Source organism: Halomonas sp. JB37, from assembly GCF_002332255.1.
In the GTDB taxonomy this organism is placed as follows: Bacteria; Pseudomonadota; Gammaproteobacteria; order Pseudomonadales; family Halomonadaceae; genus Vreelandella; species Vreelandella casei.
In genome coordinates, this window is record NZ_NRGW01000001.1 from 2,981,330 (window position 1) to 2,994,585 (window position 13,256).

The window sequence follows — 13,256 nt, forward strand, 5'->3', positions numbered from 1 at the left end:
TTAATAGCCACCTATAAAAAATCTATTCGTCGTCGTTGGCTTCTTGAAGCGATTTCAGCACTGCAAAATCTTTGCGCAATATTTTGAGCTTATCTTCCATGTCGCTTTTTAGTTCTGCTAACTCTTCAGGCGGCACGCTATTATTGCCTTTCGCTGCTAGATAAAGGGCTTTTGCTTCTCTGTATATTTTCCTTGCTGCTCTGACATCTTGACGCGCTCTTTTAAGCTTTTCTGCTTCATGCATACCAAAGGCCTTATGATAGGCATCAATCGCATCATCGATATCATCGAACCAGGTGGCTTCGCCTTTGTTGATAAAGATACCTGCCTGACAAAGCTCTCTGAGTATACCTTCGCTGTGCGAGACCATAATAAGGCTGGCTTTGCCGGTTTTCTCTCGAAAGGCAGCTTTTGCTTTGGCTTTAAAGTTTTTATCGCCAACCGCAGTGGCTTCATCTGAGATGTAAACGTCAAAATCAAACGCTAGCGATAGTCCAAATGAGATACGAGCGCGCATCCCCGATGAAAATGTTCTTACTGGCTCATCAAAGGCTTTGCCTATCTCAGCGAAGTCTTCAACGTATTTGATAACGCGTTTTACATCTTCACTGGAGCTGCCATGAACACGGGCCACAAACTTTACGTTTTGCCTGGCAGTCATGTTTTGCTGCATGCCTCCTGAAAGCCCAACTGGCCAGGAAACTTTGGTATGGCGAATCACCTCACCTCTTTCAGGCTTATCCATACCTGCTATTAAGCGCAGCAAGGTCGACTTGCCTGCACCGTTTGCACCTATCAGGCCAACGCTCACCTTGGGTGGGATGGTGAGATTGATATCTTTCAATACCCAGTCGCTACCGTGATGGTTATGGTAGCGCTTGTAGAGACTGCGAATTTCAATCATTTGCATTCTTAGTGATGGCTAGGGGATGAACGCTGCGCCTGTTAGGAGTGACCTTCATTTCTAACACTTAACACCTCACTGTCACACTCCTGCCTGTTCGCTGATAGAGGCTTTCGAGCTCTTCTTTGAGTGCTGCGCGGGCGGTTTGTTCACCGTGTATTAGGCGGATAGTGTGGGGCCAGCGGCGCATACGCTTTACGAAGTTGAGCAGATTCTTTTGGTCTGCATGGGCTGAGTAACCACTGACCGAGGCAACGCCGGCTCTTATATCAATGCGTTGCCCATCGATATCGACCCACCCGCCTTGCGGGCCGTATTTCTGAATATCACGCCCTGGAGTACCTGTGCCTTGATATCCAACAAACAACACTTGGTGGCGTACATCACCTAGCATGGCTTTCAGGTAATTCATAATGCGCCCACCTGCACACATACCACTAGCAGCAATCACCACTGCTGGCCGGCCTGTTTTGGCTAAGTACTCGACAGTTTGCTCATGTTCTGCGTGACTATCAACGGTGTAGAGGTTCGCAAAGTTAAGCGGGTGACGACCACTACGCAGGCGGCGTTGGGCTTCTTTATCCCAGTAAGGTTTTAGCTCACGATATACCTTGGTAAAGCGTGCAGCTAGCGGCGAGTCCACAATGATTTCTAGTGAGGCCCAGCGCGATGAGTGCGCATGATGAATAATGGTTTCTAACTCATAGAGAAGCTCTTGCGTGCGGCCTATGCTGAAAGCTGGCACCATCACGGTACCGCCGTTAACGAGCGCGGTTTCTATCGCATTCTTTAATACCGCCTGACGCTGGCGACGATCAGGGTGAGTGCGGTTACCGTAGGTGCTTTCTAGCACCAGCTGATCACAACCGTAAGGCGATCGTGGCGCAGGCAACAATGGCGCATAAGGCGCACCCAAATCACCAGAGAATACAACGCGCTCTTTTTCACCGGTAACGGCATCCTGATAAGCCACTTCAGCGTAACAAGAGCCTAAAATGTGCCCTGCCCGCTTCAGTTTTACGCGCGTTATGCCTACATTGTCAGAGGCAACACTGTGCCACTTGCCATAGGGCACGCTAACAACCTGCTGCCTTAACTGTGCCTGAAAGCGATTGATCAGTTTCGCATCACGGGTAAAGCCTATTTTTAGCGCATCTTCAATAACAAGGGGCAATAGCGTGGCAGAAGGCTCTGAGCAAATAATCGGACCTGTGAAACCAGCCGCTAGTAAATAGGGCAGTCGCCCTACATGATCAATATGCACATGGGTGATGATCAGGGCTTTAACCGTTGAGATATCGAATTCAATTTTTAGCTGTTCGAAGCTATCTTTAGCGGCATCTTTTCCCTGAAAGAGACCACAATCAACAAGGAGAGAGTGTTCGTTATTCAGTATTAACTGGTGGCAGCTACCGGTCACACCGATAGCGCCACCATGATGAAGAATATCGAGCATGAGGATACGAAAGATCGCTCCTTTTAGTCTCGGTGATCTTTAATAATCATGAGCAGCATACTGAAGATAAAGGCAAGGAAGATGGCAATGATGGCGAAGACGCTGCTGTTGTAGAGCCGGCTTGGTTCTGTGGGATATTCCGGCAGCAGTGGGCTTTGCAGTACGCTTACCTGCTTAAGCTGGCGGGCGGCCTCTAAGCGAGTATTTTCTAGCGCAGCAAGTGCGCTGGAGTAGGTTTCCTGAGCGAACTGCGCTTGCAGTTCTAGCGTTTCATATTCAGCAGAAACACTGTTCAGCGAGCCACCCGATGCCTGCGCTATACGATCACGTTGTTCAATAATTTGGTCGCGTAGCGCGGTGATATTACGCTCAACTTGGCGCAACTCGGGTGATTGTTCGCTTTGGAAACTGGCTAGTGCGTTACGCTGCGCCTGGAAGCGTGCCAAGTCAGCTTCAAGTGTTGACACCACCTGATTAATACTTGCCACGGTATCAGTGGGCGAGACTAGACCAAACTCATTTTGGTACGCCAGCAAGGCGGCACGGGTTTCTTTAAAGCGCTCATCGAGTCGCACCATTTGCTGCTCTAAAAAGTGGACCTGCTCTTCAGCTAGACGATGACCCATTTCATTCATATGGTCTTCGCCTGCCTGAAGTAGCAGCGTGGTCATTTGATGGGCAAACTCTGGTGTATAACCCTGAACAGAAATATTAAGAACGCCGGCGTACTCATCGAGCTCTATATTTACGCGGCGTAGATAGTATTTATGCAGGTCTTCAATCGGCGCGTCTCGATCATATAGCCTTGCGAAAATATCGCCGTGTTCAGTGTAGTGCTCTCTGATGTTTAGGTCTTCGTCTAGGAGGCGCAGCATATCCACTGACAATAAGTGCTCGCGCAGCAACAAGAGATCTTTAGTATTACCACCGCCGCCTCCCATTATTGATGACAGACTAATTTCTGGGGCCGCCACTTGCGGGCTTTCCAGCACCACCGTGGCACGCGAAACATAACGCTCCTCTGCCCATACAAACCAGTAGAACGAAACTAAAATAATGGCGATAGCAGCCACGGCCCAGTGCGGCGACTTTTTTACAAAACTACCTAAAGAACGTTGCATGAATTATTTGGCCTTTAAGCGATCAAGAAAGCGCAGGTGCATTAACAGCCCCAGGGCAATAAGGATGAGTGTAAACAGCCAGAAATAGAGCATGCTAGTTCCGTGAACCACTTGATAGCCCTCAAAAAAACCAAGGCGCAGAGTCTCCAAGCCATGAGGAATTGGATTTAGCATGAGATATTCCAGCAACCAGTGTGGCATCGAATTCAGCGGAAACATGACTCCGGAGAGAATCAGCAGCGGTAATGAGAGCATACGTATTATTCGGCCAATTTCAGGTACTAATGTAGCCGCCACCGAAGTGATTAGCCCTAAGCCCATCCCCAGGCTCCACAGCGAAAACCAAACAGCCATCGCTCTGATTGCATTATCTGGGTACATACCCAGCCCCAGCATTAACCCGCCGCCAATAAAGATCAAAAATACAAAGCTACGCAATATACCTTCTAAAAAATTACGCACAAACACTGGATCTACAGGCTGCACTTGGCGGTAAGCGAATAGAGCCTTGTTACCATCGATCGCCCCCATTCCACGCAACATGCCTTCTCTTACAAGCAGAAACCCCATTAAGCCCGAAATCATCCAGGGAATAAATTCGGCGTTAACCACTAGCCGATCACCACGAATAAAGCTGCGGAGGCCTACCATAATAGCAATAAAAGCGACTGGCTCAAAAATCATCCAGAACCAGCTCATGCGGTCTGCCATGGTGCGCGAAATAGCCTCACGCATAAACATGGCGTACCACACACTACGGGTCACTTGCCACGGCGTGCGGGCACGCCGTGGCTCACTGCTTATATTTTCCATAGCGTTACTTTGTAAAGGAGTGAGATGTGAGGTGTGAGGTGTGAGGTATTGACTCCCTCACACCTCACTATTTACTTTTTTACAGATCTAAAGCGACTCGAGTTGTCACAGCGATTTGGAAAAGTATTCGGGTTAGCGTAGCCGCTAGCTGCAGATTATGTATGGGTGCGGCAGGCATCACCAAGATCTCATCACCCGGCCGTAGCGGTGAATTGCTGGCATGCTCGACTGCACCGTTCTGGCGGACCAATAAAATTTGGTCTTTATCAGCACGCACAGTAAAGCCGCCAGCGCCCTGGACGTAATCGATCACGCTCATGCCGGGACGGTAAACAACGGCTTGGGGCACCAGGATTTCACCACTGATAAGTACGGAATCACTGATTTCAGGAATGGTAATGACATCACCATCCTGCAGGCGTATATCAGAGATACCGTCACTGTTAGCTACAACCAGCCGGCCGCTGGGCTCTAGGTCGCGAGCCCTTGAGATAAAACGCTCTATCAATTCGGCTTCTTGCAGGCGGATTTTCGCCTCTTCATCGGTCCGCGACTCTGCGCCCAAGTAGGTAGTTTCTAAGCGCCGTAAGCTGTCTTCAAGGGCCTCGGCTTGCTGCTGGCGCACGCTTTCACGCTGTAGAGAAACACTTTCTACTGCGGTCATGTTTTCCGGCACAGCTATAGCGTCCAGTAACTCACTTAAACGCGCATTGCGTGGCAGTGCATAGCGTGATGGGCCGTAGTAGCTGCCTTCCACTTCCACAACGATAGTCTCGCTACGCTGGTCTGCGCTGAATAGCACTTCATCGCCACTACGAATCATTTGGCCGTAGAACATGTCGATGGGGAAGTACTGAGCAATGGGCCCGTCTTCACGGTCGCCGCGGAGTAGCACGTGGGAAACGCCGCTTTTAAGTCGTGCCAAATTAATTAGCTCAGCACCGCTTAGCTGATTGCCGACCAACTCATAACGGTGGGCACGATGCACGTCACCGCCTACTGCAATCGCGGGGCCACGCTCTTCTACCACAATGGTGTCGCCATCTTGGAACTGCGGGCGGGCAATGATGCCATCGATCAGAAAGTCATATAGGTCAACGGTTGAAACGGTGCGGTCATCACGCACCACCCTCACTTGGCGATAGCTACCAAGGTCTTGGTCAATCCCCCCGGACTGATCAAGAAAATACAGCAACGAGTCGTTGGGCGTACCTGCATAGCGGCCAGGATTTTCTACATAGCCCGTTACGTATACCGCAACTGGCTGCACGCCTTGCAGATTTGTATAGACCTCTACGTTATCCGGATAGACGGAGGTAATAGCACTGCGGACGCTGTTATCCACTTCCTGGCTGCTTTGCCCTTCTACATTTATCGGGCCAGAACCAGGAATAAAGATATTGCCCTGAGCATCTACCGGTAGCACGCGGTCAAACTCAAACGCCCCCCAGGCACGGACGGTGACTTGGTCGCCGGGTTTAATGCGGTAGTCTGGGTTAAGGCCATCGCCCATGGCGCCACGAAAGCCGCCAGTAAATAGATTAGCGCCAAATGGCGGCAAAGTATCGGTATCTTGCAGCGGCAACGTCACAGGGCCATAAGTACCGCTGCGCCAATCTGCACGAGGCGTATCGTTCACTTCGTCTTGCTGCTGTGCCCCCCCTTGCTGACTACTCTCAGACGGTAAAATAGTATCGGACAGGCTAAGAGACTGCGCCCAGGCTGCGCCGCCCATGACCGCGCTTAACAGAGTAATAGACACGATTGCTGCGGTTTGCTTGAACATTAATAGCGCCCTTCAACTGTTTGCATGCCTGTCTGCGTCACTACGCGTTGATTTACCCAGCCGTTGGGCGTTGCACAGACAAGAGCGCTGTTAGCACTGCCTCCTGCTGCAACTACGCGAAGCTTACGGCATTCACGCCCGCTAGCAGCTAAGTAAGATTCATCAGCAATAATTTCGACGTTATCACCCCATGGGCTGCGCGCCACGTTAAGAACCCCACTGGCGGGTGCTTGCGAGAGAAAATTATTGAGGCTTTCGTTTTCTAACAACGTCGCCGCATCATTATTCAGGACGTAACGCGCTTCTTGCTGATTACTACCAGAAGGGTAGCTTGTAGCACAGCCACTTATAGCGACCACACTCAGTGCTGTCAGCAGCATGCGCGCTGGCGACACAAATGAACGTTGGGATATTGGCATAATGGATTCCAGATGAAAGGCACGCTACCGCCCAGGGATTGAAACGGGCATATTCCCTTGCCCTACTCTATCTGTGCGGCTGAATGGGGTGGTGCTCTAAATTCACACCAGCTTACCATTGTAGAGGATTACTGCCACCGCCTCCACATTGACAGCAGTTGTAGTGACACTCATTTAAATTATGAAAACACTAACCCTTCAGAGAAAGAAAAACCGACCATTTTTCAATGATCGGCTGTCTATGGCCTGCTGAATAGGAACGCTTTCTTTACGAATGGTTCTCTTTCATTGGTAAGCGCCTTAGCCTTCCTGAATGAATACCCCACAAAATTGCCAACAAAAAGGCATATATCATGACGCCGCTATTATGGGTCATAAACACCTGCGACAAACCAAAATCGATATATGTTACGGGCAATAATACACCCGCCGTTGCTAACGCTCGGTCTGATAAATCATTCGCAGTGAGCCCTTTTGAAAACAGCCTTAACGGGATTAAATAAAGCGCAATCAGGACTGCCAGCCCTAGCAGGCCACGCTTAGCAAAAGCATCAATGAACTCATTGTGTGCATGGCCATACTCACCTATTTCACGTGATATGAAGCCTTGATCGGATAATGCTAGCATCTCGTTCTTGTAGCCGTTGTATCCCCAACCAAGTAGCGGCTTTTCTTGGATAAGATGCGCCGCCCCACGCCACATTTCAAAACGCGCGCCTACTGATGTCGTGCGGTTCTCACCGGAAATATAAAGACTGACATCATTAAATGCTTCGTGAACACGCCCTTGCACACCTATTTGCGGCACGGCATACACAACGATAGCGCCTACAATAACAGCCGCTACCACCGCCGTTTTTAGCCTGACGGACAGATTTCTGCCATAGGCGCGGTAAAGCACTAATAAAACAATAGGGAAACCCACCCAGCCGCCTCGGCTACCTGAGAACAAAGATCCAAGAATGCCTGCTAGCGCCCCTAGCATTAAAAAGCACACCCACACGTGGCGATGTCGCTGCACAGTGGCCCACCCAAGTCCTGCTAAGCACATGACGCCAAGCAGCATGCTAAGGTTGCCAAATTGAATTACATACGTGTATCCCTGGGCCCGATCCACGCCTTCAAATAACTTTTGCCATCCTGCCCAGCTACCCGCGGCAATGGCACCAACAGCAAGACCACTCCATAGAAAAGCTCGCCTAGGCGGGAAGCGCAGCACCCACCAAAGCGCAGGTATCGCTAAAATAAAACGACTTGGCTTATCTAGCCCTCGACTACCCTGGCCATCCCACCAAACCTCTGCTAACGCAACGAGCGCATAGGCCAAAACAGCGCCCACTATCCAAGCATCTCCCTTTGAGAAACGCGGAACGCGCATGGTAAACAGCAGACCAAGCCCGCCTAACAGCAGCAACACTGCTCCCACTGAATAACCGCTAGGAATGACCAGCGCGATCGCACCGAACAGGAAAACGGCAACGCTAGTGTAAAACTCAGGAAAACGCGCTTGTACACTCATCGTAGAGGCACTCATGGATGGTCTCTCATCAAAATTCCTTTCGGTACATACCAACAAGCAATCACAGCCCAAACTTAGCTGCCTTGCTATGCCTTAGTAGAGAATTGCTGCCAACGCCACGTATCGATCATCATATCCTCGAGCGTTTTAACGGGTCGCCATCCTAAATCACGCTCGACTTTGCTGGCACTAGCCCAAAAAGCTGCTAAATCGCCTTCTCGCCGAGGAGCGTAGCGATGAGGGACTTCAACGCCTGTTGAGGCTACAAAGGCATCCACCATTTGCTTAACCGATATACCGCTTCCCGCGCCGAGGTTGTAACAATGAACGCCTGGGCTATCTAGCACCTTTAAAGCCACCCTATGCCCTATGGCTAAATCAACTACATGTAAATAGTCACGCACACAGGTACCATCATCAGTGGCATAGTCATCACCATAGATTAAGAGTTCCGGCAATGTTCCCGCCGCGACCTGGCTAATATAGGGCATTAAATTATTAGGAGTACCCTGGGGAAGCTCACCGATATAGCCCGAAGGGTGCGCCCCAATAGGATTGAAATAACGCAAAAGACCCACCGACCACTGAGGGTCACTCGCGTAAAGATCTTCCAGCAACTGTTCCACCATGCCCTTGGAGGTGCCATAGGGGCTACTCGAAACGCCCCTTGCCATTGTTTCGATATAAGGTGGCTCAGCATCTACACCATAAACAGTCGCAGAAGAACTAAATAAGAGCCGCTTAACTCCTGCTTTCTGCATAGCGGAACATAAACAAATACTGCCGTAAACATTTACGTCATAGTAGGCTAAAGGGTTTTTAACACTCTCGCCAACTGCTTTTAATCCTGCACAATGAATCACTGATTCAATAAGGTGATTTTGAAATATAGAATCTAACAGAGAAACATCACGTATATCACCATGATAGAAAAGGACATCGCGCTGCGTGATATTCTTAATGCGACCAATCACAGATTCGTTGCTGTTAGACAGGTCGTCCAAAATCACCACTTCATGACCAGCCTGAAGCAGCTCTACTGCTATGTGCGAACCGATATAACCGGTACCGCCTGTTAATAAAATCATATAACCCGCTCGTCAGTAAGCATTTGAGTGCTTAAAGCCTTTGAAAACAGTCATAAAAATAATTCTTACATCAAACCACAGCGACCAGTTATCGATATACCACAGATCATATTCAACTCGACGCTGCATTTTTTCTAGGGTCTCGGTCTCACCTCGCAACCCATTTACTTGCGCCCAGCCTGTGATACCAGGTTTGACTTTATGTCTACGCATATAGGACTCAACAAGCTCCTTATAATATTCATTGTGCGCTAGCGCGTGGGGCCGGGGGCCTACAATAGACATACGACCTTGTAAAACATTATAAAACTGAGGAAGCTCATCTAGAGATGTCCTTCGCAAAAAAGCACCAATCGGCGTTATACGATCATCGCTCTTTCGAGCCTGAGTAACCGACCCGCCCTCCTCTTGATGCACTTTCATAGACCTGAATTTATAGACTTTAAACACCTTACCATTTGAGCCTGTTCTATACTGCTTAAAGAGTACGGGACCTGGCGAGGTAACTTTTATCATCAAGACAATAAGTAAGCAGATAGGTAAAATCATCAGCGTAATCGCAGCACCGAAAAGAATATCCTCCGTACGCTTGACGACTCGCGCCACACCGTTAATGGGCGAAACGCTCAAGTCAATCGCCAAGTGACCAGCCACTTCGCTGGTACGATGATTAAGCAGCCGCATATCTTTAAAGTCAGGAATTAAGCGAATCTCCTCGGTGTGATTCCTTAACACATAAAAGATATTATGCACCATCTCGCCCATTTCCAAAGGTGCACAGATCCAAACTTCAGAAGCGCTAGAAGCACTGATTCGTTCAGCTATCTTTTCAAGCTGCGCCATAGTCGGTATACCGTGTAAGCGCTCAACGCCGGCGATGGAATGCCCCTCCCAAGAGGCCGAACGCATTCCTTTAGCAACATGAAGTACATTGCTGCCGGGGCCAATCAAAAAAATGGGACGACGGGCACCACCTCTAATGCGAATTCTACGCAGCCCATACTGCACGAGCGAGCGCGCACCAGCCGCCAATAAGAAAGAAAGAACGAGCGTGAGCCCTACCCACAACCTTGAATAGCGGTCAGCCGCATGTGCAAAATAAATCAGAGAAGCGGAAATAACACCGACCACTAACCAAACCATTAACAATTTGCTAACAATGTGAAACGTAGACGATACACGCCATCTTTTATAGCTACCGGTCGAGCTATTGATCACGACAATCATCAACGATATGCAGGCGAGTGCTAATACATATCGCTCGTGCAGCTCAAAGGTGCCAAATCTTGAAACGTAAGCAACTGAGCCTGATAGGATAACGATAAGGATATCCAGGATAGGGAAAATTATTTTAGGAGGGTAACGTTCGGAGAAAATAATTCCCTTTTTACTCTGACCAATTTTTTTATATATCGGGTCCATGCTCAATTCTCACCTAAGCTTTTAAATTCAGAATTACCGCTTCCTATGTTTTTGTCTTCAGGGACCTCTTTTCGTGAGAAATAGAAAATCATCGACAAGACGGCAAAAACACTGTTGAAAGCAGATACTGAAAGCGAAGATGCCAACAAAACCCCGAGCACACATAAAACATCTACCCAGCTATACCCAGATTTTCTAAGACCATACGCAGTAAATCCAATTAAAAAAAGCAAGCCCATAACACCATGATCGAATATTACACGAATAATATAAGAGTGTAGAATAACCGAATAACAGGTTTCATCACCTGAAAAACTGTATAAATCACTCCAATAAGATAGTGATCGACACGTTTCATCAGACAATGGTGTAAGCGGCTCTGTTCCGAATAAAACATTCCACCATTTCCAACCTTCCGCATTATCTAGAAAAAGCAATAAAAACCTGACCCTATCGACTGACGCCCCTTGCTCTAGAAAAGAACGAATGGTCATTTCGTGATCTTGTTCAATTGTAACACCAGGAATATCCGCGCTCGCTTCAGGAGATATTGCGGGCTGAACCTCCGCTGCAGTAGACGAGTTGCCTAGTGAGACATCCATTCTGTCATTAACCACAAAAACACCAACAAACAATAAAAAAGGAAGCAACAACAACCACTTTTTCCAATAAAAACCACCCACTCTAAACACGCTAAAGAAATAAACAACTAGCAAGCAGAGAAAGGCACTCCTGGACCCAGACAAGGAAACAATAGCCATAACAACAAGAAAAAAAACAGTGCGCCAGCGCAAATCAGGCAGCACTAGATAGAAAAGCAAAAGTAGAAAAATGAGTTCAAAATTATTCTCAGTATAAACACCCGGCCTAGAGCTAACCCATACGTCTAAACCAACAACTCTAGAGTAGAGATATTTAACCAAGAACAAAACCACTAAAATGTAAAAAAACTTACTCACATAAACTTTAGAGAAAAACGTTTTCCCTATGAAAGAGCACAAAAGAGCTACGTATATAAAAGCTTTATAAGCCTGAAGATAATCAAGTAAATTTGTATTATTCAAAAACACAGCGACGTAAAAAGTTATCAAAAGATATGCAACTACCGACATCATCAAAAAAACTGAAACTCGACCTTTAGGAGGAAAAACAAAAGCAGACAAAAGCAATACAGCTAACTCTAAAATAGCCACTGCTGGTAAAATATTATAATCATATGGCGAAAAAACACCGACGACACCTAGCGCCAATACAATCAGCACCAAAAATTGAGACAATAGTTCTTGGGATCTTAATCGGCACTCGAAAAAGTACTGCTTGTATTGATGATCAATTTGCATCCAATGCTCCTGCCTAAGCCAAGAAACGTTCTTGTCTCTCATTTTTTCAAAACAATCACTTAAAACAATTTTCTCATAATTTTTTCTTTTATCCCCATCTTCCACCCTTTCCCCCAATGATGAATTAGATAGGTATTATCCTCTATATAAGAATACATCAACTGTTTTCTATCGTGTGACTTGGCATAAGGATTATACGGATAAAAACACTGCCATGGCAGCCGGTTAATTCCTTCTGCATTTTTTTCGACACACGCATTTGCTACTTCTGGCGCTATTAGGAACGGTTGATTATCGTTATGACGTTGCTCTATTAATTCAATAGCATTATTAAAAAAATGATGCCCTGCAATACCACCTACAACAGCAGTATTGAGCCTATCTTGGTCTTCATAGCCCAAAAAGCATTGATTATCGAGCAAGGGCTCAAGTGACTTTACTACCTCCATATCGACATCTAGATAGATACCACCATGGTCTCGCAATGCAATCATGCGTACGTAGTCAGATAAGAAAGCCCACCGCTTCTTATCAATACAGTATTTAATATAAACGTTATTTGTATCAATGTTATGCTCATTCCATTCAATCACTTCAAAATCCGGCATATGCACTTGCCAGCCTTTCAAACACTCTTTATACAGGGAAGTCATTTCATTCCCACCAAACCAACAAAAATGTATCTTTTTAGGAATCATAACTCACCGAAGCTTGTTGCCAAACTTAATCAAATAATAAGGGTAGTCTTTAAAGTAACGTTTCAACAGGCGTCGCGGCTCTTTAAAAACCCTGTAAAGCCATCTTAAGTGCAGCTTATTCACAAGCTTTGGATAATAATCCTGCCCTTTAGCTTCTACAAGTTGATCTAAGTAACCGCCACACGTAAACCCTGTACCTTTCCAGCCAAGCTCCCTCATATCAAGGAGCACTCGCTCTTGCTTACCCGCTCCCATACCAACAATTAGGATATCAGTAGAATTAGATTGCTCAAGAAATAGTCTATATTCATCATCGCTATTAAAATAGCCTGATCGAGCTTGCACTATCTGCAAACCAGGGTACTTAATTTCTAATAATATTTTGGCCTGCTGAATATTGTCATCAGTGCCACCCACTAACGTTAGCGTGGAGTTTCGCTGCAACGCATGATTGAAAACAATAGGAGCAAGCGATGTATCATCAAAGCTAGTGCGCGTTATTGATTTATTTTTAAAGAGACGTGTATAAATAACAATTATGATTCCATCCGCGTAAAATTTTATCCTTGAGCACTCTTCGCTACTCAACTCTTGAGCAACCACCCCCAAAGAAAAAGGATTGATAAAACTATGATCAACACTCTCTTCTTGTTGAAATTCCTTTTCTAACTTAATCATCAGTCTTCACCG

The 13,256-nt window shown here is 47.0% G+C and carries 12 protein-coding genes; all 12 read right to left on the minus strand.

The genetic code is table 11. The annotated features are described in order from the left end of the window. Positions 1-22: 22 nt before the first annotated feature. Entirely contained in the window at positions 23-904 is an 882-nt protein-coding gene (locus tag CIK78_RS13875) for an ABC transporter ATP-binding protein (RefSeq protein WP_096281184.1), read from the minus strand. 67 nt (positions 905-971) lie between these two features. After that, positions 972-2,360, minus strand: coding sequence for an MBL fold metallo-hydrolase (locus CIK78_RS13880; RefSeq protein WP_141393047.1), 1,389 nt, complete (start codon positions 2,358-2,360; stop codon positions 972-974). 23 nt (positions 2,361-2,383) lie between these two features. Next, entirely contained in the window at positions 2,384-3,481 is a 1,098-nt protein-coding gene (locus tag CIK78_RS13885; RefSeq protein ID WP_096281186.1) for a chain-length determining protein, read from the minus strand. A gap of 3 nt (positions 3,482-3,484) precedes the next feature. Then, positions 3,485-4,294, minus strand: coding sequence for an ABC transporter permease (locus CIK78_RS13890; protein WP_096281188.1), 810 nt, complete (start codon positions 4,292-4,294; stop codon positions 3,485-3,487). Between the two features lie 79 nt (positions 4,295-4,373). Then, positions 4,374-6,080, minus strand: a complete 1,707-nt coding sequence (locus tag CIK78_RS13895; protein ID WP_096281190.1) for a polysaccharide biosynthesis/export family protein — start codon at positions 6,078-6,080, stop codon at positions 4,374-4,376. Beyond that, positions 6,080-6,499, minus strand: coding sequence for a DVU3141 family protein (locus CIK78_RS13900; RefSeq protein WP_096281192.1), 420 nt, complete (start codon positions 6,497-6,499; stop codon positions 6,080-6,082). Before CIK78_RS13900 ends, CIK78_RS13895 begins: the two co-directional genes overlap by 1 nt. A gap of 268 nt (positions 6,500-6,767) precedes the next feature. Beyond that, the gene (locus tag CIK78_RS13905) at positions 6,768-8,033 is read right to left on the minus strand and encodes an O-antigen ligase (RefSeq protein ID WP_096281194.1); all 1,266 of its coding nucleotides are present in this window, start codon (positions 8,031-8,033) and stop codon (positions 6,768-6,770) included. 71 nt (positions 8,034-8,104) lie between these two features. Beyond that, positions 8,105-9,106 carry a UDP-glucose 4-epimerase GalE gene (galE, locus tag CIK78_RS13910; protein ID WP_096281196.1) on the minus strand — a complete coding sequence of 334 codons (1,002 nt, stop codon included), beginning with the start codon at positions 9,104-9,106 and terminating at the stop codon, positions 8,105-8,107. 12 nt (positions 9,107-9,118) lie between these two features. Beyond that, positions 9,119-10,528, minus strand: a complete 1,410-nt coding sequence (locus CIK78_RS13915; protein WP_096281198.1) for an undecaprenyl-phosphate glucose phosphotransferase — start codon at positions 10,526-10,528, stop codon at positions 9,119-9,121. Between the two features lie 2 nt (positions 10,529-10,530). Next, a complete protein-coding gene (locus CIK78_RS13920) occupies positions 10,531-11,973 on the minus strand; it encodes a hypothetical protein (protein WP_141393048.1) in 1,443 nt (480 codons plus the stop codon). Continuing rightward, positions 11,928-12,566 carry a glycosyltransferase gene (locus tag CIK78_RS13925; protein ID WP_096281202.1) on the minus strand — a complete coding sequence of 213 codons (639 nt, stop codon included), beginning with the start codon at positions 12,564-12,566 and terminating at the stop codon, positions 11,928-11,930. Before CIK78_RS13925 ends, CIK78_RS13920 begins: the two co-directional genes overlap by 46 nt. Positions 12,567-12,569: 3 nt before the next feature. Further along, positions 12,570-13,244, minus strand: coding sequence for a WecB/TagA/CpsF family glycosyltransferase (locus CIK78_RS13930; protein ID WP_096281205.1), 675 nt, complete (start codon positions 13,242-13,244; stop codon positions 12,570-12,572). Positions 13,245-13,256: the final 12 nt, after the last annotated feature.